The following is a 23837-nucleotide window of genomic DNA, read 5'->3' on the forward strand; positions in this document are numbered from 1 at the left end:
CGGCCGGCGGTCAGGGCGTGAGCAGGGTGGCGAGCTGGCGCTTCCAGGTGGTCAACAGGGCGGCCCGGCGGGCGGAGTCGTCGCTGAGCAGGTTGGCCACCCCGAGCCCACGGAGCAGATCGAGCGTGGCCTGCACCGCTTCGCGGACACCGGGTCGACGCTCGTCGACACCGAGCAGGGCGACGGTGAGCCGGTGCATCTCCCGCCCGACAGTCGCCTCCAGCGGCACCAGGGCGTCCCGCAGCTCCCGATCGGTGCGGGCGGCGACCCAGAGCTCCAGCGCTGCCACGAACAGCGGCCCGGTGAACGCCACGGCGAGCAGGTCGACGACCCGGTCCAACCGCTGCGGGCCGGCCGGCAACGCCTCGGCCTCGGTACGCAACTCGTCGGCCCGGCGCTCGGCCAGATGGGCCACGGCGGCCGTCACCAGCGCCGCCTTCGTCGGGTAGTGATGCAGCTGTGCCCCGCGCGAAACACCGGCCCGCGCCGCGACGACTGTGGTCGTGGTGCCGGACCAACCGTGCTCGATCAGGCAGTCGACTGTCGCCTCCAGCAGCCGGGCCTGGGTGGCGCGGCTGCGTTCCTGCTGAGGGACACGCGTCGATGAGGTGGGCACGGAGACAGCCTGCTGCCTACGAAACAAACAGTCAAGACTGACTTTTTCTGAGCTGGTGACGCTCCGGTGGCTCGCGGTGGGGCGGCGGGGCGGGGCGGGGCGGGAGGTCGGCATGGGTGGCTCGTCGCGCTTTGGAGCTGATGTCACAAACGAATCGCCCGTCGACCGTGCCCGTCGACCGTGCCCGTCGACCGTGCCCGTCGACCTCGTTCGAGCATCGGCCTGCCGATCACCTACGGCTGATGCCGCAAACGATTCAGCTCCAAAGGCTCCCAGAGTGGCATTCCGCCGCCCGCCCGCCCGCCCGCCCGCCGCCCGCCCGTCCGCCCGGCGTCCGCCCGCCCGTCCGCCCGGCGTCCGCCGTCCGCCGTCCGCCGTCCGCCGTCCGCCGCCCGCCGCCCGCCGTCCGCCGTCCGCCGTCCGCCGTCCGCCGCCCGGCGTCCGCCCGTCCGCCCGTCCGCCGTCCGCGGCCCGCCGCCCGCCGCCCGGCGGCCGGCTCAGTGCCTGCTCAGCGGCCGTCGCGGGGGCCGAACGCGGTCAGCGCGTCGACGTCGCTGTGCTGGGAGCGCAGGTACTCGTCGGCCCAGGCGGCGGCGTCGGGGAAGGTCGACTCGGCCGCCACCCGGGCGCAGGCCGCGTCCACGTCGAAGGCGGTGCGGCGCAGTTGGACGCCTGGCCCGAGCAGCGCCCACCACGCGCCCGCGCCCCCGTACGGCATGCCGATGCTGCCCGGGTTGACCACCAGACGCCGGTCGACCAGCCGGGTGAACGGCATGTGCGTGTGGCCGCAGACCACCGTGGAGACCTCGGCGGGGAGACCGTCGAACACCTCCACCCAGCGCGCCATCCGGGAGTCGACGAGCACTACCTCCTCGTCGTCGCGGGGCGTGGCGTGACAGAACAACGTCGGCCCGAGGCCGTCGATCTCCAGCGTCGCCGTCGCCGGCAGCCCGGCGAGCCGGGCCACCTGGTCGTCGCGCAACTGCCCGGCGGCCCAGTTCGACACCTCGATCGACGCAGGGCGGCCGGACCGGGCCTCGACCAGCTCGCGGTCGGCATTGCCGCCGACCCAGCACACCCGGTCGCCCAGGCCGGCGAGCACGTCCAGCACCTCGACCGGTTGCGGGCCCGCGGCGATGTCACCGGTGAGCACGATCAGATCGGCGGTGGCGACGTCCGGCTCGGCCAGTACGGCCTCCAGCGCCGGCAGGACACCATGGATGTCGGAGAGCACCGCTACTCGGTTCACCATGCGCCCCACACTCACCGGGGGCCCCGCCTCCAGGCCAGCGATTCTGCGTCAGGCAGACGGCAAACGTCCCCGCCCACCGTCGGTGACGGCGGGCGGGGACGTCGGGTGCTGCTCAGACGCGGGCGCGACGGGCCAGGCGCTCCGGGTCCAGAATGATGATGCTCTTGCCGTCCAACCGCAGCCAGCCACGCGAGGCGAAGTCGGCCAGCGCCTTGTTGACGGTCTCCCGGGACGCGCCGACGAGCTGAGCGATCTCCTCTTGGGTGAGGTCGTGGGTCACCCGCAGAACGCCGCCGTCGCGGGTGCCGAAGCGGCCCGCCATCTGGAGCAGGTTCTTGGCGACCCGGCCCGGCACGTCCGTGAAGATCAGGTCGGCGAGCGAGTCGTTGGTCCGACGCAGCCGCCGGGCGAGCACCCGGAGCAACTGCTCGGCGATCTCCGGGCGGTTGTTGAGCCACGGCCGCAGCGCCTGCTTGCGCAGCCGCACCAGCCGGGTGTCGGTCACCGCGGTGGCGGTCGCCGTACGCGGACCCGGGTCGAAGAGCGACAGCTCACCGACCATGTCCGACGGCCCCATCACCGCGATCAGGTTCTGTCGGCCGTCCGCTGCGCGGCGACCAACCTTGATCTTCCCGGACAGCAGGATGTAGAGGCTGTCACCGGGCTCGCCCTCATTGAAAACGATCTCGCCCTTGCGGACCTCGATCGTCTCCATCTCCTTGGCAAGCGCCTCGGCAGCTTCCGGGTCAACACCCTGGAAGATCCCGCTGCGGGCCAGTACCTCGTCCATTGCGCACCTCCGGTTGCGCGTGCCGTCCGTCGGCCGGGGCCGCCGTCCGCTGATCCCCTCGCGCGCCGCCAAGTCTAGGCGCACGTGAGCATGAATCAGAGGTCGCCCCTGGAATCTTGATCGGTGGGCGTAACCTGCCCGACGTGCTGAGCGAGCCGACTCTGACCAGCCGCGCCGAGGACGGGCTACATGTCCCGCTGCTCGTCTGGCGCGCGGACGTGCCTCTGCGGGCGATCAGCAGTGCTCCGCTGGGCGGTGGCATCGGGCTCCGGCGGTGGGTGTTGAACGCGACCGTACCGATGTCGTACGACCGGGAGGACCCCGCGGCCCACCTGGCCTCGCTCGCCGCCGAGATGGCCCTCGACGGGCCCGGGGTCGGTCTGCTGACCGGCGTCGATGTGACAGAGGTGGTGGCGCGAACCGACGCCGGGGTGCGGGCCTGGGCGACGGTCGGGCTCGGCACGCCGGTGCCCGCGGCCGCTCCGACGCCGGCCGTGCTCACCGAACGCGTCGGCACCGTCAACATCGTGGTGTACGTGCCGGCCCGGCTCGCCGACTCGGCACTGGTCAACGCGGTGGCCACCGCGACCGAGGCGAAGACCCAGGCGATCACCGAGCTGGGGGTTCCGGGGACCGGCACGCCCACCGACGCGGTCACAGTGCTCTGCCCGGTGGACGGGCCGGAGGCCGCGTACGGCGGGCCGCGCTCCACCTGGGGGGCCCCGCTCGCCCGAGCGGTGCACGCGGCGGTGCTCGCCGGTGGTTCGCGGCCGGTCGTGCCGTGGTCCGACCAGCTCAGGGACGCAAAGTCCAACCGATCGGCTGTCGTCGGCGCGTTTAACGACCGGTAGGGTCGCGGGCGATGTACGCTCCCGCCCCCCTCGCGTCCCGCCCGCGTCGCCGCGTCGCCCTCGGCCTCGCCGCGCTGCTGGCCGCCCTCCTCGTGGCCGGCTGTGCCGACTCCGGTGGTGAGGCACCCGTGTGGCAGCCCGGCGCGGGAGGTGGTGGCACCGGCGCGCCGGTCTCCACGGCCGGCCCGAAGGCCACCGGGCCCGCATCGTCCGGTCAGGGTGGCGCGATCTCGCTCTCCGCCACCGGCGACATCATCATGGGGAACGCGCCCAGTCGGCTGCCCGCCGCCGGAGGTAAGGGCTTCTTCAACTCGGTCACCGAGGCGCTCAAGGCCGACCTGGTGATGGGCAACCTGGAAGAGCCGCTGACCGTCGACACCGGCACCGGCAAGTGCGGGGCGAACTCCACCCGCTGCTTCCAGTTCCGCGCCCCGCCGGAGTACGCAGCCCACCTGCGCGACGCCGGCTTCGACCTGCTCAACCAGGCCAACAACCATGGCTACGACTATGGGCCCAAGGGCTACGAGAACACCCAGAAGGCCCTGAAGAAGTACGACCTGGAGCACACCGGCGCACCGAACGAGATCACAGTGGTCGACGTCAAGGGCGTCAAGGTCGCCGTCGCCGGTTTCTCGTCGTACGTCTGGTCCAACAGCCTCGTCGACATCGACAAGGCCAAGGCGGTGGTCGCCAAGGCCGCCACCATGGCCGACCTGGTAGTGGTGCAGGTGCACATGGGTGGCGAGGGCGTCGACAAGACCCGGGTGAAGCCGGGCACCGAGATGTTCCTGGGCGAGAACCGGGGCGACCCGGTGAAGTTCTCGCACGCGATGATCGACGCTGGCGCCGACCTGATCGTCGGGCACGGCCCGCACGTGTTGCGTGGGATGGAGTTCTACAAGGGGCGCCTGATCGCGTACAGCCTGGGCAACTTCGCTGGCGGCGGCAACTCGCTGAGCAACGACGGCCGGCTCGGCTGGGGCGGGGTCCTGAAGGTGTCGCTCAAGCCGGACGGCAGCTGGGCCGCCGGCTCGTTCACCTCCACGTACATGAACTCCGCCGGCAAGCCGACCATGGACCCGGACGACCGGGGCCTGGGCCTGGTCACCGAGTTGAGCCGCGCCGACTTCCCGAAGGGCGGCGCTCGCCTCGACGGGCAGGGGAAGATCTCGGCGCCGACGGCCGGCTGACCCGACGAGGAGCGTCCGGGGTGCGACGTAGGCTGACCGTCGTGACCAGTAGCCCTCCCGGTGCCAGCGAGACCGATCTCGGGCGCAAACGCCGTGCCCGCAAGATCGGCCGGGTGCTGGCCGAGACGCATCCCGACGCGCATTGTGAGCTGGACCACTCCAACGCTCTGGAGTTGGCCGTCGCCACGATCCTGTCCGCGCAGTGCACTGACAAGAAGGTCAACGAGGTCACCCCGAAGCTCTTCGCCCGCTACCCGAGCGCTGCCGCGTACGCCGGCGCCGACCGCGGCGAGATGGAGGAGCTGATCCGGCCCACCGGCTTCTACCGCAACAAGACCGACTCACTGCTCAAGCTCGGTCAGGCCCTCCTCGACCGGTACGACGGCACGGTCCCGGGCCGGCTCGTCGACCTGGTGACGCTCCCCGGCATCGGCCGCAAGACCGCCAACGTGATCCTGGGTAACGCCTTCGACGTCCCGGGCATCACAGTCGACACGCACTTCCAGCGACTGGTCCACCGGTGGCGGCTGACCACCGAGACCGACCCGGTCAAGATCGAGCACGCGATCGGCGCGCTGTACGACAAGCGCGACTGGTCCATGCTGTCGCACCGGATCATCTTCCACGGGCGACGGGTCTGCCACGCCCGCAAGCCGGCCTGCGGCGCCTGCACGCTCGCCAAGCTCTGCCCTTCGTACGGCACCGGCCCGACCGAGCCGGCGGCCGCAGCCAAGCTGCTCAAGGGCCCTCGGGCGCGCGACCTCGCGGTGGCTGCCGGAGTCGACCCGGAGTTGGTGCCGGCGCAGGCGATCGCGGCGGAGGTGCCGTGAACCGCCGACTCGCCCTCGCCGTCCTGCCGCTGCTGCTGGCGGTCACCGGTTGCACCAGCGGCACCGCCGACGACGAGCCGGCCCCCCGCCCGGCCGCCGCCGAGCGACCATCCCCGTTCCGGGACTGCGCCACGCTGAGCACGGCGCCCACGGCAACGTCGCCCGGCGCCGGCACGGCGACCCCCGCAACGGCGACTCCGGCGTCGCCCGGCTCGGGCCCGACGGCCTCCGGAACGTCCGGCTCGACGGCTCGCGCCGCCGGTGGGTCGGCGCTGCCGGAGCTGACGCTCTCCTGCTTCACCGGCGGTGCCCCGGTCGTGCTGCGGGAGGTGGCCGGGCCGGCGGTGATCAACGTTTGGGCTTCCTGGTGCCCGCCTTGCCGCAAGGAGCTGCCCGCCTTCCAGCGCCTCAGCGAGCGGGCCGCCGGTCAGCTCCAGGTGGTGGGGGTCAACAGTCGGGACAGCCGGGGCGGCGCGCAGTCCATCGGTGAGGACTTCGGCGTCCGGTTCCCGATCCTGGTGGACCAGGGCGAGGCGCTACAGCGCGAGCTGAAGCGCAACGCCATTCCGCTGACCCTCTTCGTCGACGCCGACGGTCAGGTCCGGCACGTCGACGCCAGCGGCGCTCTCGACGACACCAAGCTCGCCACGCTGGTCCGTCAGCACCTGGGCCTGGCGGTGCCGGCGTGACCCGTCGGCCCCCCGACTGGACCCAGCCGTTGCTGACCCGGCTGGGCACCGCCCGCGCCGAGGACTTCACCCGGCTGACCACTCCGGCCGAGGGCGGTCGGGAGAGCGCCGTGCTGGTGCTGCTCGGCGAGCAGCCCGGCGCGGGTCCCGACGTGCTGGTCCTGCAACGCGCCGCCACCCTGCGCAACCACGCCGGCCAGCCCGCCTTTCCCGGGGGTGCGGCCGACCCGGAGGACGCCGACGTCCGCGCCACCGCCCTCCGCGAGGCGAACGAGGAGGTGGGCCTCGACCCGGCCAGCGTGACAGTGCTGGCCGAGCTGCCGAAACTGTGGATCCCGGTCAGCGACTTCGTGGTCACGCCGGTGCTCGCCTGGTGGCACGACCCGCACCCGGTGCACCCACGGGAGCCGGCCGAGGTGGCGCACGTCGCCCGCCTGCCGGTCAGCGAGTTGGTCGATCCGGCCAACCGACTGCGCGTCCGGCACCCGAGCGGCTGGATCGGGCCGGCGTTCTCGGCGCGCGGGATGCTCGTCTGGGGCTTCACCGCCGGGGTGCTCGCCACACTGCTCGAGATGGGCGGCTGGGCCCGTCCATGGCCGCGCGGCCGGGTGGTGGAGCTTCCGCCGACCGGGGCGACACCGGCACCGTCCGCCGGCACCGACGAGGCAGACGAGAACGCCCTGCGCTGACCGCACGGTCACCATCCGCAAGCGATGGTCATCCAGTGGGCACACTGCCCGTACGCTTGACCCGTGTCCGTCGTGGATCTCGTCCTGCTGCTGCTCATGCTCGTGTTCGCGATCAGCGGATACCGCCAGGGTTTCGTCATCGGCGTCACGTCGTTGTCCGGCTTCTTCCTGGGCCTGCTGCTGGGTCTCCAGCTCGGGCCGCTGTTCGCCAGACAGTTCGTGGACGCCGGCACCCGTGTGCTGATCTCGCTGGTGGCCATCTTCGGGCTGGCGGTGGTCGGGCAGGCACTCGCCGGTTGGCTCGGCTCGCACCTGCGTAAGACCATCACCAGCGACGTGGGCAAACGGGCCGACGACGTCGGTGGGGCGCTCGTCTCGCTGTTCGCGGTGCTCCTGCTCGCCTGGCTGGTCGCCGTGCCGCTTGGCTCGTCCTCGGTGCCCTGGCTCGCCGCCTCGGTCCGCAACAGCGCGTTGATCACGGTGGTCAACCAGGTTCTGCCGGAGCAGGCCCACCAGCTGTCCACGGCACTGGAGGACACCGTCGACACCGACGGGTTCCCGGACGTCTTCGGTGACCTCGCGCCCACCCGGGCCCGGCAGGTCGACCCGCCGGACCCGGCGTTGGCCGGCTCGCAGATCGTGGTCAGCGGTCAGCAGTCGGTCGTGAAGGTGCTCGGCTCCGCGCCCAGCTGCTCACGCCGGATCGAGGGTTCCGGCTTCGTGTACGCGGACGACCGGGTGATGACCAACGCGCACGTGGTGGCCGGCACCCGCTCGGTCGCCGTGGAGCTGGGCGGTGAGCGGTACGACGGCAAGGTGGTGGTCTACGACCCGAACCGGGATCTCGCGGTGCTGCTCGTGCCCGGGCTGCCCGGGCCGTCCCTGCGGTTCGCCGCCGGCAACGCGGGCAGCGGCTCCGACGCCATCGTGCTGGGCTTCCCGCTCGACGGCCCGTACAACGCGCAGTCGGCGCGGGTCCGCGACGTCGACCGGATCAAGGGACCGGACATCTACTCGTCCACCGAGGTGACCCGGGAGATCTACACGATCCGGGCGCTGGTGCGCAGCGGGAACTCGGGCGGTCCGCTGCTCTCCGCCAACGGTCTGGTGCTCGGCGTGATCTTCGCGGCGGCGTCCGACGACCCGAACACCGGCTTCGCCGTGACGGCGGCCGAGGCCCGCCCGGTGGCGTTGGCCGGTGCCGAACGCAACCGGCAGGTCGCCACCGGTGAGTGCACCTGAGCGGCGCTGCGGGGCCGGCTCAGCCCTGAGCCGGCAGGGCGCGACGCCCGACGGTCGGTAGCTTCGCCCGCCCCCACCGCAGCCCCCGGTCCAGCACCGCGCGGGCCATGATGGCGACGCACGTGCCGCCGTTGAGGAAGGACGCCACCACGTCGCTCGGGTGGTGCATTCCCCGGTACATCCGGGTCAGCGCCACGCCCAGCGGCACCGTCAGCAGCAGCGTCCACCAGGCGACCTTCGCGCCGGTGCTCCGGGCCCGCAGCGCCAGCAGCACGGCGATGCCGACGTAGAGCGCCACCGAAGCCGAGGTGTGCCCCGACGGAAAGCTCGACGTGGGTGGTGAGACGTCCATGTGCTCCACCGCTGGCCGCTGTCGGTCGATCGCCAGTGTGGTCAGCAGGAACACCAGCGCCTGGGCGGTCACCGCCGCGCACAGGAACAGCGGCTCACGCCAGCGCTTCAGCCAGAGCCGCAGCGCCAACGCCACCAGCACGGTGACCACGACGATCATCTGGGTGCTGGCCAGCGTGCTGAACACCAGCGAGACGTTGTTCCAGTCGCCGGTGCGGTCAGCGGCCAGCTCGCGGTTCACCGCGTCCTCCACCGTGAACGGCCAGGTGCTGGCGAACACCCGGGTGACCAGCACCCCGAGCAGCACCATGAGCCCGAGCAGGAGGGACACCGGCAGCAGCACCCGCCGGACGATCTGGACCACGGTCTCGGACATGGGTCGGCCAGTACCCGGCCGACCTCTTCGTCACTCCTCAGGCCGCTCCCGGGTGCCGCTCGACCTCGGGAGCGACGCCGTCGCGGGTCGGCCGGACCGGCCGCAGACCGGTGTGTGCCCGCCAACTGGTGAACGCGGCGGTGGTAGCCGCGACCACTGCCACACCCAGCAACCATCCACCCACCACGTCGCTGGTGAAGTGCACGCCCAGCGTCACCCTGCTCAGCCCGGTCACCACTGTGAGCAGGACCGCCGCCACCCACAGCGCGGCCCGCGCCGCCCCCCGCCCGACGTACGGCAGGAGCACCAGCAGCAGCACCCCGGCGGCCAGGGTGGCGTTCAGCGCGTGCCCGGAGGGGAACGAGTAGCCGGCGGCCCGGGCCACCGGGTCCAACAACTCCGGCCGGTCCCGGCCGACCAGCAACTTGAGCAGCGGACCGACCAAGCCGCCGACGACCATTGTGGTGGCCGCCCAGAGGGCCAGCCGGCGGGCTCCCCGGCGCAGCAGCCAGATCACCAGGAGCAGGGCGACGGCGCGCAGTGGCATCGGTGCGAACACCTCGGTCCAGACCCGCATCAGCAAGACCCAGGCCGGATGATCCTGGGCGTAGCCGTGCAACGCGTCGGTGACCGCCGTGTCCAGCCGGTGCAGCGGTGCCCAGACGCCGAGCACCAGCAGTGTGAGCAGCGCGAACGGCACCAGCACCAGGAACGCCGCAGTGGCGGCGAGAGTGAGCCGCAGACCCAGCGCGTGGTCCCTGTCGAATCGGCGGTGGCGCCAGGACGGCCGGGCGGTAGGGGCGAGGGTGGGCGGCCGGTGCGTACTCATGGGTCCGTTTCTACCCGGCCGGGAAGCCGGTCAGGCCTGCCGGTCGGCCTCGATCAACGAGTCCGCTGGCGCAGCCGACGCACCACCAGTGCCGCCCCACCGACCAGAGCGACGAGGAACACGACAGTGGTCCACAGTTGCCGCGGGGCGGAGGTGTCCTGACCGCCCGCCGCCCGAGCCGTCCAGCGGCTCTGCTGACCGGACGCGGCGAGACCGAGTGGATCGGCACCGGCACCGGCCACCGGATCGTCGTCGACCGAGCCGGGCGCCGGACCGAAACCGGTCACGCCCGGCGACGTCTGGTCGTCCAACGGGTTGGCGCTAACCGGCGGCACCTGAGCGGTCAACGCGGCCACCGGGTCGACCACCCCGTACCCGAAGCGGTCGTCCCGCCCGGTCGGGCCCAGGTCCCGGGCGGTGGCCAACAACCGGTTGACCACCTCACCCGCGGGCATCTGCGGATAGCGGGACCGGACCAGCGCGGCGGTCGCCGCCACCAGTGGCGCGGCGAAGCTGGTGCCCTGCACCCGCCAGTACCCGCCGGGAGGCTTGGCGCCGACCAGCCCGCTGGCGGGAGCGGTGAGCACCGTCGCCCGGCCGGTGATCGAGCCGGACCACATGTTGTCGCTGCTGCGTTCGAGACCGGACACCGCGACCACACCCGGCTCCCGAGCCGGGTACCAGACCTTGGTGCTGGTCGAGGTGGCCAGGTTGCCGGTGCAGGCGATCACGACCACGTCCCGGACGAACGCGTAGTCCAGGGCGGCGGCCAGGGCCGGGCTGTCGCCGCTGCCGCCCAGCGACAGGTTGATCACGCGGGCCCCGTTGTCCACCGCCCAGCGGACCCCCTGGGCGACGATCAGCGCGTCGTCGTAACGGTTCTCCTCGTCCAGCACGCGGACCGGCAGGATCCTGGCGTCCGGTGCGAGGCCGACCACGCCCCGCTTGTCGTCGTTGCGCCCGGCGATCAGGCCGGCGACGGTGGTGCCGTGACCCACCGGATCCGGGCCCGGCGCACCACCGGGGCCGACCAGGTCCTTGCCGGGCAGCACCTGGCCAACCAGGTCGGGGTGGTTGCCGTCCACTCCGGAGTCGACCACCGCCACTGTCACGCCCCGGCCGGTCGAACTGCGCCACGCCGTCTCGGCCTGCAACTCGTCGAGCTGCCACTGCTCGTCGCGGACCTGATCGGTGCGGGCGATGGCGTCACCGGGGGCGAACGCCATCGGCGCGCCGGCGAGCTGTCCACCGTTTGTGGGCGCGGCGACCGGCACGGCTGCCGCGGTCGGGGCCACGACGGCAAGCGCCGCGGCCACGCCGAGCAGCGCCCGGCCGGTCGCTCGTCGGGCCGTCGACGGACCGCTGTACCGCACCCCAGTCACATACCCAGCCATTCATCCCGACGGAACCATGACGATCGGAGATTACCGGTTTCCCCACCCGTCACGGGAAGAACCGGCGAGTCAGGTCATTGTGGCGGCAGCTGTGCCAGCTGAACGAGGCGTACGCCCTCCCGCCGGGTGACCAACCGACCACGCCCCGGCGGCAGTGGTCCGGGGCGCACCGGCCCGACGAGTGCGCCCTCCTCGGGGCTGCCCGCCATCACCAGGCCGGCCGTGGACAGCTCCCGCAGGCGCTGCACGATCGGCTCGTACTGGGCCCGGCTCGCCCCACCGGACCGTCGGGCCAGCACCAGGTGCAGCCCGATGTCCCGGGCGTGCGGCAGGTGCTCCTCCAGTGCGCGCAACGGGTTCGCCGGCCCCGCCGCCACCAGGTCGTAGTCGTCCACCAGCACGAACAGCTCCGGCCCGGACCACCAGGACCGGTCCCGCAGCTGCTGCGGGGTGACCTCCGGCCCGGGAGCCCGCCGCTCCAGGTAACCGGCAGCCGACTCGACCAGGTCGGCGGTGTGTGCCGCCGCGGTGCCGTACCCGATCAGGTGTGGCGTCTCGATGGCACCGAGCAGGCTGCGCCGGTAGTCGACGAGGATCACCCGGGCCTGCTCGGGAGTGAACCGGGTGATGATCGACGTGGCCAGCGCGCGCAGGAACGACGACTTGCCGCACTCCGAGTCCCCGAAGACCACGAAGTGCGGCTCGGTGGCGAAGTCGAGCGACACCGGGCGCAGGTCCGCCTCCGCGATCCCGATCGGCAGCCGCAGCCCGGTCGTCGAGGCGAGATCCAGATCGGCGTACGGCAGCACCGGCGGGAGCAGCCGCACCCGGGGCGCCGGGGAACGCGCCCACCCGCCGGCGGCCCTCTTGACCAGATCGGCGGTGTCTCCGCCGGCGGTACCGAGCTGGGGCAGCGCGGTGAGGAAGTGCAGGCCCTCAGCGGTCACCCCTCGGCCGGAGCGCTCCGGCACGTTGGCGGCCGCACGCCGGGCCACCAACGAGTCGGCCGGGTCACCGAGGCGCAACTCCAGCCGGGAGCCGAACAGGTCCCGGATCGCCGGGCGGAAATCCAGCCAGCGCAGCCCGGTGGCGACCACGTGCAGCCCGTACGACAGACCCCGGGTGGCCAGGTCGGTGACGAGCGGCTCCAAGTCGTCGTACTCGCCGCGGATGGTGGTCCACCCGTCGATCACCAGGAACACGTCGCCGTACGGGTCGGCGCCCGGCTGGCCGGCCGTCCCCGCTGCCGCTCGACGCTGCCGGTACGCGGCCATCGACTCCACGCCCAGCTCGGCGAAGCGGCGTTCCCGGTCGACCAGCAGGGTGGTCATCTCGCCGACGGTGCGTCGTACGGCGGTCGGGTCGGCGCGGCCGGTCACCCCGCCGACGTGCGGAAGGTCGCGCAGCGCGGCCAACCCGCCGCCACCGAAGTCGAGGCAGTAGACCTGCACCTCGGCCGGTGTGTGGGTGAGCGCCAGCGCGCAGATCAGCGTGCGCAGGGCTGTGGACTTGCCGCTCTGCGGCGCACCGACCACCGCGACGTGCCCGGCGGCGCCGTCCAGCGCCAGCCAGAGCAGGTCCCGGCGCTGCTCCAACGGTTTGTCCACCACCGCCATCGGCACGCCGAGTGCCCCGTGCAGCTCCGGGTTGCCCACTGTCAGCCCGCGTTTCGCGTGCACCTCGACCGGACCGAGCAGCTCGTCCAGGACCGGTGGCTGGCCGAGCGGCGGGAGCCAGACCTGGTGCGCCGGCGGGCCCTGCCCGACGAGCCGGTCCACCAGTAGGTCGAGCAGCGTCCTGGTGCCCTCCTCCTCCGCCACGACGGGCACGACCGGGACCGCCGGCTCGGGCACCGGTACGACGTGGGTGGTGAAGGTGAGCAGCCGCGCGCCCCCCTCGGCGGCGACGCCACCCGGAGCGGCCCGACGGCGGACGGCACCGGAGACGTACGCGGCCTTGAAGCGGGCCAGCGGGTCGGTGCCGGCACGCAGGTAGCCGTGGCCCGGTGAGCGGGGCAGCTCGTGCGCGTCCGCCACGCCGAGCACCGTCCGGGACTCCAGCGCCGAGAAGGTGCGCAACCCGATCCGGTACGAGAGGTGGGTGTCCAACCCGCGGAGCCGGCCCTCCTCCAGGCGCTGGCTGGCGAGCAGCAGGTGCACGCCGAGCGACCGGCCCAGCCGGCCGATCTGCACGAACAGGTCGATGAAGTCGGGCTTGGCGGAGAGCAGCTCCGAGAATTCGTCGCAGATCAGCAGCAACGACGGCAGCGGGGCGAGAGGGCTGCCGGCCGCCCTGGCCCGCTCGTAGTCGCGCACGCTGGCGAAGTTGCCGGCCCGCCGCAGCAACTCCTGGCGGCGGACCAACTCCCCGTTGATCGCATCCACCATGCGATCGACCAGGGGCAACGCGTCGGCCAGGTTGGTGATCACGGCCGCGGTGTGCGGCAGCCGGTCGAACGAGGTGAAGGTGGCGCCACCCTTGAAGTCGACGAGCACGAAGTTGAGCTGCTCGGAGCTGTGCGTGGCGGCGAGCCCCAGCACCAGCGTGCGGAGCAGCTCGGACTTGCCGGAGCCGGTCGCCCCGATGAGCAGGCCGTGCGGGCCCATGCCGTCCTGGGCGGACTCCTTGAGGTCCAGCTCGATGGCGCCGCCGTCCGCGCCCACCCCGATCGGCACCCGCAACCGGTCTCGTGCCGAACGCGGCAACCAGCCCTGTTCCGCAGTGAAGCTCTCCGGGTCACCGAGGCCGAGCAACTCGGGTAGGCCCAGGTCGGCCTGGAGCGGAGCGTCCGGCCCGCGGGCCGCGCCGGCCAGCCGCAGCGGCGCCAACCGTCGGGCGACCGCCTCGGCGTCGGCCAGGTCCAACTGGTCGGCGGTGCCCACCTCGGCGTGCCCGTCGGACGACCGCGAGTGCAGCCGCCGGCCGTGCAACTCCAGCAGCAGCGCGTACCGGTCCAGCAGTCGGGGCGGCGGGGTGTCCAGGTCCAGCACTGTTACCGCGTCGATGCCGCCGTCGCCGGTCAGGTCACTGGCACCGGTCAGGTCGCCGCCGTCGAGGACCACCACCACGTGCGGGCCGTCGGTGGCCGGGCCGGCCGGGCTGAACCGGGACCGGGTGGCCAGCACGTCGGCCAGCAACGACTCCAACTCGGCGGCCGAGCTGGTGACCAGGCGTACCGGGCCGAGCGCGTCGGTGCGGCCGGGATGGTGGGCGTGCGGGAGCCACTTCACCCACTCCCAGCAGGCGCGGCGCTCCGGCCCGGCGCAGACCGCGACGAGCAGCTCGTCGGGGGCGTGGAAGACCGCCAGCTGGGTCAGCACGGCCCGGACCAGCGCCTGCGCCGCCGGGTCGCCGGTGGGTGGCCCGCCGGTGGTCGGGGTGGTCGCCCGGGCGCGGCCGGCGGATCGTACGTGCACCCGGGCGAAGCTGCGCAGCGACAGCGCCACCGGTAGGTCCGGCACCACCGAGTACGCGTCCAGGAAGCGGCGTAGCGCGCCGGCGGTCATCGGCTCGAGCTCCTCCAGCGGCCGGGTGACCGGTGGGACCAGTGGGGTGGCCAGTGTCTGTGGCCCGACGGCGACCCGCACCACAGCGAAATCGGGGTCGGCGGGGCGCCGCTCCCAGACCCGGTGGCTGTCCACCGTCGACCAGAGCCGGCCCGGATCCGGATGCCTGTAGAAGAGCCCGGCCCGTTGCTGGCCCGCGGTCCGCCGGACCCGCCGCCGCAGCGTGGCCAGGTGACGCAGGTACTCCCTGCGGGCGGCCATCATCTCGGACTTCTTCGGGGTGCCGGAGGCGCTGCCCCAGGACGTCACCAGCATCGCCAACGAGGAGAGCCCGAACATGCCGCCCACCACGTACGAGTAGGCCCCACCGCCCCGGCCGAACATCATCGCCATCGCGACAGTGCCGCCGAGCATGGGCAGCAGCATGAGCAGCTGCTGCCATCGCCCGCCGGTCACCACGGGAATCTCCGGCGGCGCGTCGACCGACAGCTCACCGGCGGGAATCTCCGGCGCTGGTCGGCGCGGTGGACGCTTGATGACGACGGTGGACACTCGGCCTCCTGACAGCGCTGGGTAACCCGAGCCTGGCTCATGGTAGGTAAAGTCCTGTCGTCCGCGCAGCCTCCGATCCCAGTCGATATGGAGACCAGTCGATGACTACCGGGCTGGCACGCGTCACCATCAGCGCGCCGCAACGACGGGTGGACGTCGCCCTGCCGGAGCAGGTGCCCCTGGCTGAGCTGCTGCCCGACGTGCTCCGGCACGCCGGTGTCGGGCTCGCCGACGACGGCGAGCAGCACGGCGGTTGGGTGCTCCGCCGCACCGACGGGGCGTTGCTGGTGACCGCACAGGCGCTGCTGCCGCAGGGGGTCCGCGACGGTGAGGTGCTGCACCTCGTGCCGGCCCGCGCGCACTGGCCCGAGTTGGAGTACGACGACGTCATCGAGGCGATCGTCGACGGTGCCCGCCGCCGTGGCGGCGCCTGGTCGCCCACCGCCACCCGGGCAGCGGGTCTGGCAGGTGCCGCCGTACCCCTCGGGGTTGGACTGCTCGCGCTGCTCGCCGGTGGCCCGACGCACCGGGTCGGTTGGCTGGCGGCCGTCGCGGTGGCGCTGGTGCTCACCGTGGCCGGCGCTGTCGCCTCCCGTGCCAACGGCGACGGCGCCGCCGGGGCGACGCTCGGCGGCTACGCGCTGCCCTACGCGTTCACTGCCGGTGCCCTGGCCGTCGGCTCCGGCGACCCGGTCGGGCCGATCGGGCCGGCCCGCTGGGTCGGCGCCCCCGAACTGCTGGCCGGCTCGGTCGCGCTGCTGCTGGCGGCGTTGATCGGTCTCCTCGGGGTGGCCAGTCGGCTGCGGGTCTTCGTGGCCGGTGTCACTGTCGGCCTGATCGGTGCGGCGGCCGCGCTCGGTGGGCTGCTGATGACCACGGCCGGTACGGCGGCGGTGCTGCTCGGCGCACTGGTCTTCGCCGTCGGCGTGATTCCGCTGTTGGCCATCCGGCTGGGCAAGTTGCCCCTGCCGCCGATCACCCTGCCGGCCACCACCTCGGCGGAGGAGCCGGAGCGGGTCCGGGACCTGCCGGACCGGGGCCGGGTGCACGCTGCGGTGATCCGCACCGAGGAGATGCTCACGGGGATGCTGATCGGCCACGCCCTGCTGGTGGTGGCCACCGCTGTGGTCCTCGTGGTCGTCGGTGGCACTGCCGGTCGGGTGCTGGTGGCGGTTACCTCGGCGGTGCTGCTGCTGCGGTCGCGGCTGTTCGTGGCGCTGCGACACCGGGTGCCGACGGTGCTCGCCGGGCTGGCCGGCTACGCGGCGCTGGGTGCCGTGCTGGTCGGCCGGGCCGACGAGACCGGGCGGTTGGTGCTGATCCTGGGCGGGGCGGCGCTGGCCCTGGTGGCGGTCGCCAGCGGCACCGGGTACGCCCGCCGGCCGGTCTCGCCGTACCTCGGGAGGATCGCGGACCTCACCGACACGGCCCTGGTGGTCGCCGTGGTGCCGATCGCCTGCGCGGTGCTCGACCTGTACGACCGGGCCCGAGGGCTGCTCGGTTGAGCGGCCCCCGGGCCCGGTGCGTCAGCGTTCGTCAGTGCATGGATTCGCCGCGCGCCTCGGCGTCCCTGGCTCGCTTGTAGGAGGCGTGGATCTCGGCCTCGGCCTCGGTGCGGCCGACCCAGGTCGCGCCCTCCACCGACTTGCCGGGCTCCAGGTCCTTGTACACCTCGAAGAAGTGCTGGATCTCCAGCCGGTCGAACTCGCCGAGGTGGTGGATGTCGCGCAGGTGCTCCTGGCGAGGATCCTCGTAGGGCACGCAGAGGACCTTGTCGTCCCCGCCCTTCTCGTCGGTCATCCGGAACATGCCGATGGTGCGGCAGCGGATCAGGCAGCCCGGGAAGGTCGGCTCGGGGACCAGCACCAGCGCGTCCAGCGGGTCGCCGTCCTCGCCGAGGGTGCCCTCGATGAACCCGTAGTCGGCCGGGTACTGGGTGGAGGTGAAGAGGGTGCGGTCCAACCGGATCCGGCCGGTCTTGTGGTCCACCTCGTACTTGTTCCGGTGACCTTTGGGGATCTCAACCGTCACGTCGAAATCCATCTGCACGCTCCCTCGTCTGCCCACGCTGGCTAACGGAACCACTGGCGGCCCTCCGGACAGGTGAATGCCCACCCGCCGACTCCGGCCGCCGCATAGTCTTCGGACCGAAGTAGTGTCACCCAAGCCGATTTTCGCTGGGGGAGGAGGGGGTCGTGGGGAGGGAAGATTCACACTACCGCCCGGACGGGGGCTCCGCGCACGGTACCGGACGATCCGGCTCCGGCAGTGCCAAGGGACGGGTCCCGGTGCCGGAGGCGCACCTCCCACGAGCTCCCGAAGCTCCGACCCCGGCACCGGAAACGGTGCCCGAGCGGCCCCCGCCGCTGCCCTGGCGCCCGCCGGCCGGGCCGGCGTCGCCCGCTCCGAACGCGGGTCACTTCCCGGTAGCCGGCGGTGAGCAACCGGTGAGCGGCCCGCCACGCGGCAGTGCCACGGTCCCGGTCAGTCCTGCGCCGGTCAGCCCGTCGTTCGGTCCCGCGCCGACCGCCCCCGGCACTGGCGGGGTCCCCCCGGTGGGCCCACCGATCTCCGCGTTGCCGGCGCCCGCCGACGCCACGCCCGCACCGGCAGCCGCCGCGACGCGCCGCCGGAGGCGGCTGCCGGTGCTGCTGGCCGCCGTGCTCCTGCTGGTGCTCGCCAGCGTCGCGGTCGTGATCACCCGTCCCGGCCCGGTCGCCGGGTGGCTGGGCGACGACGCCGGGCCCGGGACGAACGCGGTCGGCGCGACTCCGGAGCCCGCCCCGTCGGACGTGCTGGGTGGCCCGGATTCGAACGCCCCGGTGCCCACCCCGGACGGGGTTCGGGCCGTGCTCGATCCACTGGTCGGCGTCGCCGCCCTGGGCGACCGGGTGAACGTCTCGGTCGCCGACGTGATCACCGGTCAGACGCTGTTCGCCAAGGGGGCGGACGACGGCACGGTGCCCGCCTCGGTAACGAAGCTGGCGACCGCTGTGACGGTGCTGGCGGCCCGGGGCCCCGGCTACCGGATCCCCACCCGTGCCGTGGCCGGCGCGAAGGCCGGCGAGGTGGTGATCGTCGGGGGCGGCGACCCGACCCTCGCGATCAACAAGAAGGGCTACTACCCGGGTGCGGCGCGCCTCGACGACCTGGCCGCCCAGGTGCGTACCGCGCTCGGCGGCACCTCCCCGACCAGTGTCACGGTCGACGGTTCGGTCTACTCCGGCCCGGTCTACGGCCCCGGCTGGGACGACGACATCCCCACCGGCGGTTCGGGCGGCGCGATGACCGCGTTGATGACCGACGGCGCGCGTACCGACCCGGGCGTCGAGCACGGGTCCGCCCAGCGGTTCGCCGAGCCGGACCTGGCCGCCGGCAAGGCGTTCGCCCGGTTGCTCGGGGTGCCGACCTCCGCCGTGAAGCGGGGCGCTGCCCCGCCTCAGGCGGCGACCGGCGCCAGCCCGGCACCGGGTACCGAACTGGGCGTGGTGCAGTCCCCGCCGCTGATCCGGCTCGTCGACGTCATGATCAGCGAGAGCGACAACCTGGTGGCCGAGGCGCTCGCCCGGCAGGTCGCGTTGGCCCGCGGACAGCCCGCCTCCTTCGACGGTGGCGCCGCCGCCATGGACGCCGAGGTGGCGGAGCTGGGCCTGCCCGCCGACGAGATCAGCGTCTCCGACGGCAGCGGCCTGTCCCGGCTCAACCGGATCAGCCCGTCGCTGCTGACCGATCTGATCCGCCTGGCCGCCAGTCCGGACCATCCGGAGCTGGCCGGCGTCTTCGGTGGTCTGCCGGTGGGCGGTTGGTCCGGGACGCTGAACGAGCGCTACCGCAACGCCGCTGGCACTGCCGCGGGCGCGGGCAGCGTCCGGGCCAAGACCGGCACCCTGACCGGCGTGCACTCCGTCGCGGGCCTGGTAACCACCGCCGATGGTCGCCTGTTGACCTTCGCGGTGCTCACCGACAAGGTGCCGGGTGACCGGGACACCGCCCAGCCGGCACTGGACCGGATCGCCGCAGCGCTGGCCGGTTGCGGCTGCGGCTGACAGTCGCCGGTCGGGGGGTGACGCGGTCGCCACCGGTGTCGATCGAGGGCGCGAGCCCGGGCCGGGGTGTCGCGGCGCGGGTACGGTGGGTTCATGGCGCAGTTCGTGGACTGGGATCTGGCCGCCGCCACGGCGGGGGCGTTGAGCAAGTCTGGCCCCCGCGTGTCGTACGCGGAAGCCACCGACGTGGTCGGCGACCTGCGTCGGCTGACCGACGAGGCGGCCGGGCACGTGGCCGACTACACGGGGTTGCGGGCGCAGGTGTCGCACCCGCCGGTCCGGGTGGTCGATCGCCGCGACTGGGCCGCGACGAACATCGCCGGTCTCCGCGAGGTGATCACACCGCTGGTGAGTCGGCTCTCCGGCGACAAACAACCGGGCGCGTTGACCGAGGCGATCGGGTCCCGGCTCACCGGGGTGCAGGCCGGGACGGTGCTGGCCTACCTCTCCGGCCGGGTGCTCGGCCAGTACGAGGTCTTCTCGGCCGACCCGGGCCAGCTGCTCCTGGTCGCACCGAACATCGTCGAGGTGGAGCGCAAGCTCGGCGCCGACCCTCGGGACTTCCGGCTCTGGGTGTGTCTGCACGAGGTCACCCACCGCACCCAGTTCACTGCCGTGCCGTGGATGCGGGCCTATTTCCTCAGCGAGGTGCAGGCGTTCGTCGACGCCTCGTCCAGCGGAAGTGAGCACCTGGTCGAACGGTTGCGGCGCGGGGTGGCCACGTTGTCCGACGCGGTTCGTGATTCGGAGAGCCGCACCAGCGTGCTGGACATCGTGCAGACCCCGGCCCAGCGGGCCGTACTGGACCGGCTCACCGCGTTGATGACCCTGTTGGAGGGGCACGCCGAGTTCGTGATGGACGGCGTCGGCCCGCAGGTGATCCCGAGCGTGGAGCGGATCCGGGCGTCGTTCAACCGACGCCGGGAGGCGGGCAACCCGCTGGAGAAGGCGATCCGCCGGCTACTCGGGGTGGACGTCAAGATGCGCCAGTACGCCGAGGGGCGCAAGTTCGTGCACGGGGTGGTGGAACGCGTCGGCATGGACGGGTTCAACTCGATCTTCAACTCGCCGCTGACCCTGCCCCGACTGTCGGAGCTGGGTGACCCGGACGCCTGGGTCGCCCGGGTGCACGGCCCGGCCGGCCCCATCCCGGCCGCTGGCTGACCACCCGCCGGTGGCCGCGCTCGCTCCGCCGGTGGCCGCGATCCGGGTGGCGGTCCGCCGCGCCCTGACCGGTCTGCCATTCGGTGGTCCGGTGCTGGTCGCGTGCTCCGGTGGTGCCGACTCGCTCGCGCTCGCGGCGGCCACCGTCTTCGTGGCACCGCGGCTGGGCCGCGCCGCGGCGCTCGTCACCGTCGACCACGGCCTGCAGGACGGCTCCGCGGAGCGCGCCGAGGCGGTGGCCACCTGGGGGCGGGCTGTCGGGTTCGCGTCGGTGACGGTGGCCCGGGTGGAGGTGGCCGGGCGTCCCGGCGGGCCGGAGGCGGCCGCCCGCGAGGCCCGCTACGAGGCGCTGACCGAAGCGGCCCGGCAGCAGAACGCCGTCGCGGTGCTCACCGGGCACACCCGTGACGACCAGGCGGAGACGGTGCTGCTCGCGCTCGCCCGGGGCGCCGGCCCACGAGGGCTGGCCGGGATGCCCGCCCGGCGCGATCTGGGCGGGGTGCCACTGGTGCGCCCGCTGTTGGAGATCGGTCGGGAGCAGACGCGCGCCGCCTGCGCCGTCCTCGGGCTGAGCCCCTGGCAGGACCCGCACAACAGCGACCCGTCGTACGCCCGGTCGAGGGTGCGGGGCGACCTGCTGCCGGCGCTGGTGCGGGCGCTCGGGCCGGGCGTGGTGGACAACCTGGCGCGCACCGCCCGGCTGGTGGCCGCCGACAACGCCGCGCTCGACGAGTTGGCGGGGACGGCGCTTGCGGCGGCCCGGTGCCCCGACGGAGGGCTGTCAGTGCCAGCGCTGCTCGGCCTGGTGCCCGCCGTACGCGGCCGGGTGCTGCACTCCTGGGCCCGCGAGGTGGGCGCGCTGCCCGGTGCCCTGTCGCATCGGCACGTCGCCGCCCTGGACGCCCTGGTCACCGATTGGCACGGTCAGGGCCCGGCCGACCTGCCCGGCGGCGTTCGGGTGCTCCGCCGCGACGGCCGGCTGGCATCGGTGCGCCCCACCTGACCTGACCTGCCGGTCTCAGCCGCTGTGCGCCCGGTCGCGGAAGGTGGTCCGGTAGCTGTGCGGGGTGGCGCCGACCCGGCGACTGAAGTGGTGGCGCAACGCTGCCGCGTCGCCGAAGCCGGACTGGTCGGCGACCGCCTCCACGCTCAACGGGGTCTCCTCCAGCAACCGCCGGGCGAGCAGCACCCGCTGGTTGGTGAGCCAGTCGTGCGGGGTGGTGCCGGTCTCGGCGCGGAACCGGCGGGCGAACGTGCGGGGCGCCATGCCGGCGCGGGCGGCCAACTCCTCCACGGTGATCGTCCGGTCCAGGTGACCCATCAGCCACTCCAGCACCGGTTCGAGGGTGGGTGCCTCGGGCGCCTTCGGGATGGGCGCCTCGACGTACTGGGACTGGCCGCCGTCGCGGTGCGGCGGGACCACCATCCGCCGGGCCAGTCGGGTCGCGGTGGTCGAGCCGTGCTCCTGGCGGATCAGGTGCAGGCACGCGTCGATGCCGGCCGCCGTGCCTGCGCTGGTGAGCAACCGACCGTCCTGGACGTAGAGCGAGTTGCACCGCACCCGGGCGCGCGGGTGTCGCCGTTGCAGCTCGTCCACGTACCGCCAGTGGGTGGTGCACTCGCGGTCGTCGAGCAGCCCGGCCTCGCCGAGCAGGAAGGCGCCGGAGCAGACGCTGAACAGGTGCGCTCCGCGGGCGTCGGCCCGGCGGAGCGCGTCGAGCACCGGGCCGGGGACCGTGGTGCCCTGGCTGTGCGCGGGGATGGCCACCAGGTCGGCCTCGTCGACCGGGCCGAGGTCGGCGTGGGGGGTGAGGTGGAAGCCGGACGAGGTACGCACGGGAGCGCCGTCCGGGCTGCACACCTGGAAGCGGTAGGCGGGGAAACCGTCGGCTGTCCGGTCGGTGCCGAACACCTCGGCGAGCACGCCGAGCTCGAAGGGAGCGACCTGGTCGAGGGCGAGGACGGCAACGGACCGCAGCATGTGACGAGGGTAACCCGACAGGTGGCAGTAAATCGATGACCAATGGCATTCCTGCCACTGTCCGGTCGCTTCGTGACGTCGCAGACTGGTCTCAGTCCGGTGCGCACCGGCGGCGAAACCGACAGCAATCATGCGAAAGCGAGCGCCGCCATGGAGTTCCTGTTCATCCTCCTGTTCCTCGTCCTCCTCGCCGCTGCCTCGGCGGCCGGCCTCACCGTCGACAGCCACGATTCGGCCGACTGGAAGCCGAGCGACGATGGCCGCCGCTGGCGGTCACGCACCAACTGATGTTATTAGCGCTATTTGCCCGGAAAATCCTCGGCGGGACCGCGCCAAAGGTGCGGCCCCGCCGACGGAGGCCATCCGACGTACGGCAGGCTAGGAGTCATGGCTGACGGCTCCTGGTACGACGCCGACATCGACCACGTGATCATCTCCGAGGCGCAGATCCGCGAGAAGACGGCGGAGCTGGCCAAGCAGGTTTCCGCCGACTACTCCCACGTGGGTGACGGGCTGCTGCTGGTGTGCGTCCTCAAGGGCGCGGTGATGTTCATGGCGGACTTCGCCCGGGCGCTGGGCCGCAACGGCCCGCCTGCGGAGCTCGACTTCATGGCCATCTCGTCCTACGGCCAGGGCACCACCTCCTCCGGGGTGGTCCGCATCCTCAAGGATCTGGACCGGGACATCGCCGGTCGGCACGTGATCGTCGTCGAGGACATCGTCGACTCCGGGCTCACGCTCTCCTGGCTGCTGCGCTACCTCGAGTCGCGCTCGGCGGCGAGCGTCGAGGTGGTCGCCCTGTTCCGCAAGCCGGACGCGGTGAAGGTGCCGGTTCCGGTGAAGTACGTCGGCTTCGACATCCCCACCGAGTTCGTGGTCGGGTACGGCCTCGACTTCGCTGAGCGCTACCGGGAGCTGCCGTACGTCGGGGTGCTCAAGCCCGAGGTCTACGCCCGCTCCTGACGCCGGGCCCGACCCGTCGCGACGGCCCGCCGACCTGTCGCGGCGGCCTACCGGTCGACATGAGCCCTACTTGCATCGGCATCCATCAAGCCGACGTTCAGCGCGCTCTCAGCTGATGCGGTTACCGTGTAGCACGGTGGCTCGGAGGTTTCTCCGCGCTCGACCCTCTCGATCGCGTGACCGGGCGCTCGGGTGGCCGAGCCGGACTCCCCGCCACGCCGGCTTCCACCCGGACTCGCCGTACGTTGGCTGCGGGGCTGGTGGGCCTGCCCACGGTGCGTGTCGTCGATGTCGAAGGCGCGCAGGGTGCGTAGGCTCGCAGGTTCGCTGCTGGCGTACACGGTCTTTTGATGGTGCACGACTGCGGGGCTCGCAAGCTCACTCCTCGCGTACACGGTGTACCGTCGAATGACCGCGGCGCGGTAGTTTTCGCGCCTCGGGGTCGAGGCCGGCCCGCACGGCGGCTCCGGCCGCCGCTCAACGCGGCGACACCATCAGACGGTCAGGACGTCGATCAGGAGGATGC

At 73.0% G+C, this 23837-nt stretch carries 21 protein-coding genes; 12 read left to right on the top strand and 9 right to left on the bottom strand.

The features are described from left to right. Positions 1-10 precede the first annotated feature (10 nt). From OG992_RS22585 to OG992_RS22595, 3 genes are all read right to left on the bottom strand, one after another. Positions 11-616 carry a TetR/AcrR family transcriptional regulator gene (locus tag OG992_RS22585; RefSeq protein WP_210780790.1) on the bottom strand — a complete coding sequence of 202 codons (606 nt, stop codon included), beginning with the start codon at positions 614-616 and terminating at the stop codon, positions 11-13. Between the two features lie 508 nt (positions 617-1124). Continuing rightward, entirely contained in the window at positions 1125-1868 is a 744-nt protein-coding gene (locus OG992_RS22590) for a metallophosphoesterase (protein ID WP_238687058.1), read from the bottom strand. Positions 1869-1980: 112 nt separating this feature from the next. Beyond that, a complete protein-coding gene (locus tag OG992_RS22595) occupies positions 1981-2658 on the bottom strand; it encodes a Crp/Fnr family transcriptional regulator (protein ID WP_007466162.1) in 678 nt (225 codons plus the stop codon). 143 nt (positions 2659-2801) lie between these two features. On the opposite strand from OG992_RS22595, the gene OG992_RS22600 reads away from it, so the two are divergent. The 6 genes from OG992_RS22600 to OG992_RS22625 all read left to right on the top strand — a co-directional run bounded on the left by OG992_RS22600 (position 2802) and on the right by OG992_RS22625 (position 8149). Next, a complete protein-coding gene (locus OG992_RS22600; protein ID WP_266304240.1) occupies positions 2802-3509 on the top strand; it encodes an adenosylcobinamide amidohydrolase in 708 nt (235 codons plus the stop codon). Between the two features lie 11 nt (positions 3510-3520). After that, a complete protein-coding gene (locus tag OG992_RS22605) occupies positions 3521-4699 on the top strand; it encodes a CapA family protein (RefSeq protein WP_238687056.1) in 1179 nt (392 codons plus the stop codon). A gap of 41 nt (positions 4700-4740) precedes the next feature. Continuing rightward, entirely contained in the window at positions 4741-5529 is a 789-nt protein-coding gene (gene nth / locus OG992_RS22610; protein ID WP_266304241.1) for an endonuclease III, read from the top strand. Continuing rightward, on the top strand, positions 5526-6218 hold the full coding sequence (locus OG992_RS22615; RefSeq protein WP_266304242.1) for a TlpA disulfide reductase family protein: 693 nt from the start codon (positions 5526-5528) through the stop codon (positions 6216-6218). Before nth ends, OG992_RS22615 begins: the two co-directional genes overlap by 4 nt. Then, positions 6215-6907: a CoA pyrophosphatase gene (locus tag OG992_RS22620; RefSeq protein WP_238687053.1), complete on the top strand. Its 693-nt coding sequence runs from the start codon at positions 6215-6217 to the stop codon at positions 6905-6907. Before OG992_RS22615 ends, OG992_RS22620 begins: the two co-directional genes overlap by 4 nt. Before the next feature lie 63 nt (positions 6908-6970). Next, the gene (locus tag OG992_RS22625; RefSeq protein ID WP_238687052.1) at positions 6971-8149 is read left to right on the top strand and encodes a MarP family serine protease; all 1179 of its coding nucleotides are present in this window, start codon (positions 6971-6973) and stop codon (positions 8147-8149) included. Positions 8150-8168: 19 nt separating this feature from the next. Here the strand turns inward: OG992_RS22625 and OG992_RS22630 are convergent, their stop codons facing one another. From OG992_RS22630 to eccCa, 4 genes are all read right to left on the bottom strand, one after another. Next, entirely contained in the window at positions 8169-8876 is a 708-nt protein-coding gene (locus OG992_RS22630) for a phosphatase PAP2 family protein (protein WP_238687051.1), read from the bottom strand. A 37-nt stretch (positions 8877-8913) separates the two neighbouring features. Then, complete coding sequence (locus OG992_RS22635) at positions 8914-9705, bottom strand: phosphatase PAP2 family protein (RefSeq protein WP_238687050.1); 792 nt, start codon at positions 9703-9705, stop codon at positions 8914-8916. A 53-nt stretch (positions 9706-9758) separates the two neighbouring features. Then, a complete protein-coding gene (gene mycP / locus OG992_RS22640; protein ID WP_266304243.1) occupies positions 9759-11099 on the bottom strand; it encodes a type VII secretion-associated serine protease mycosin in 1341 nt (446 codons plus the stop codon). Between the two features lie 74 nt (positions 11100-11173). Further along, entirely contained in the window at positions 11174-15157 is a 3984-nt protein-coding gene (eccCa, locus tag OG992_RS22645) for a type VII secretion protein EccCa (protein ID WP_266304244.1), read from the bottom strand. A gap of 101 nt (positions 15158-15258) precedes the next feature. Here eccCa and eccD point away from each other — a divergent pair, with 101 nt between their 5' ends. Further along, on the top strand, positions 15259-16662 hold the full coding sequence (eccD, locus tag OG992_RS22650) for a type VII secretion integral membrane protein EccD (protein ID WP_266304245.1): 1404 nt from the start codon (positions 15259-15261) through the stop codon (positions 16660-16662). A 31-nt stretch (positions 16663-16693) separates the two neighbouring features. Here the strand turns inward: eccD and OG992_RS22655 are convergent, their stop codons facing one another. Further along, positions 16694-17200, bottom strand: a complete 507-nt coding sequence (locus OG992_RS22655; protein ID WP_099849144.1) for an inorganic diphosphatase — start codon at positions 17198-17200, stop codon at positions 16694-16696. A 512-nt stretch (positions 17201-17712) separates the two neighbouring features. Here OG992_RS22655 and dacB point away from each other — a divergent pair. The 3 genes from dacB to tilS all read left to right on the top strand — a co-directional run bounded on the left by dacB (position 17713) and on the right by tilS (position 21370). Next, positions 17713-19203: a D-alanyl-D-alanine carboxypeptidase/D-alanyl-D-alanine-endopeptidase gene (gene dacB, locus OG992_RS22660; RefSeq protein WP_323181906.1), complete on the top strand. Its 1491-nt coding sequence runs from the start codon at positions 17713-17715 to the stop codon at positions 19201-19203. A 93-nt stretch (positions 19204-19296) separates the two neighbouring features. Further along, a complete protein-coding gene (locus OG992_RS22665) occupies positions 19297-20367 on the top strand; it encodes a zinc-dependent metalloprotease (protein ID WP_266304247.1) in 1071 nt (356 codons plus the stop codon). 10 nt (positions 20368-20377) lie between these two features. Then, positions 20378-21370: a tRNA lysidine(34) synthetase TilS gene (gene tilS, locus OG992_RS22670; RefSeq protein WP_238687045.1), complete on the top strand. Its 993-nt coding sequence runs from the start codon at positions 20378-20380 to the stop codon at positions 21368-21370. Positions 21371-21385: 15 nt separating this feature from the next. Here the strand turns inward: tilS and OG992_RS22675 are convergent, their stop codons facing one another. Further along, the gene (locus OG992_RS22675; RefSeq protein WP_266304248.1) at positions 21386-22348 is read right to left on the bottom strand and encodes a GlxA family transcriptional regulator; all 963 of its coding nucleotides are present in this window, start codon (positions 22346-22348) and stop codon (positions 21386-21388) included. Between the two features lie 42 nt (positions 22349-22390). On the opposite strand from OG992_RS22675, the gene OG992_RS22680 reads away from it, so the two are divergent. Together OG992_RS22680 and hpt are read left to right on the top strand one after the other, a co-directional pair. Then, complete coding sequence (locus tag OG992_RS22680; RefSeq protein WP_238687043.1) at positions 22391-22636, top strand: hypothetical protein; 246 nt, start codon at positions 22391-22393, stop codon at positions 22634-22636. A 99-nt stretch (positions 22637-22735) separates the two neighbouring features. Further along, complete coding sequence (gene hpt, locus OG992_RS22685) at positions 22736-23311, top strand: hypoxanthine phosphoribosyltransferase (RefSeq protein ID WP_091403272.1); 576 nt, start codon at positions 22736-22738, stop codon at positions 23309-23311. Positions 23312-23837: the final 526 nt, after the last annotated feature.

Origin of the sequence: Micromonospora sp. NBC_00362, from assembly GCF_026342155.1 — a bacterium.
Classification (GTDB): Bacteria; Actinomycetota; Actinomycetes; order Mycobacteriales; family Micromonosporaceae; genus Micromonospora; species Micromonospora hortensis.

Excerpts from the sequence above, each read along its gene's own strand:
- OG992_RS22665 (WP_266304247.1), top strand. The coding sequence starts at position 19,297 with ATGGCGCAGTTCGTGGACTGGGATCTGGCCGCCGCCACGGCGGGGGCG.
- OG992_RS22590 (WP_238687058.1), bottom strand. The coding sequence starts at position 1,868 with ATGGTGAACCGAGTAGCGGTGCTCTCCGACATCCATGGTGTCCTGCCG.
- OG992_RS22680 (WP_238687043.1), top strand. The coding sequence starts at position 22,391 with ATGGCATTCCTGCCACTGTCCGGTCGCTTCGTGACGTCGCAGACTGGT.
- mycP (WP_266304243.1), bottom strand. The coding sequence starts at position 11,099 with ATGGCTGGGTATGTGACTGGGGTGCGGTACAGCGGTCCGTCGACGGCC.
- OG992_RS22655 (WP_099849144.1), bottom strand. The coding sequence starts at position 17,200 with ATGGATTTCGACGTGACGGTTGAGATCCCCAAAGGTCACCGGAACAAG.
- OG992_RS22635 (WP_238687050.1), bottom strand. The coding sequence starts at position 9,705 with ATGAGTACGCACCGGCCGCCCACCCTCGCCCCTACCGCCCGGCCGTCC.
- OG992_RS22675 (WP_266304248.1), bottom strand. The coding sequence starts at position 22,348 with ATGCTGCGGTCCGTTGCCGTCCTCGCCCTCGACCAGGTCGCTCCCTTC.
- hpt (WP_091403272.1), top strand. The coding sequence starts at position 22,736 with ATGGCTGACGGCTCCTGGTACGACGCCGACATCGACCACGTGATCATC.
- OG992_RS22595 (WP_007466162.1), bottom strand. The coding sequence starts at position 2,658 with ATGGACGAGGTACTGGCCCGCAGCGGGATCTTCCAGGGTGTTGACCCG.
- OG992_RS22630 (WP_238687051.1), bottom strand. The coding sequence starts at position 8,876 with ATGTCCGAGACCGTGGTCCAGATCGTCCGGCGGGTGCTGCTGCCGGTG.
- eccD (WP_266304245.1), top strand. The coding sequence starts at position 15,259 with ATGACTACCGGGCTGGCACGCGTCACCATCAGCGCGCCGCAACGACGG.
- OG992_RS22605 (WP_238687056.1), top strand. The coding sequence starts at position 3,521 with ATGTACGCTCCCGCCCCCCTCGCGTCCCGCCCGCGTCGCCGCGTCGCC.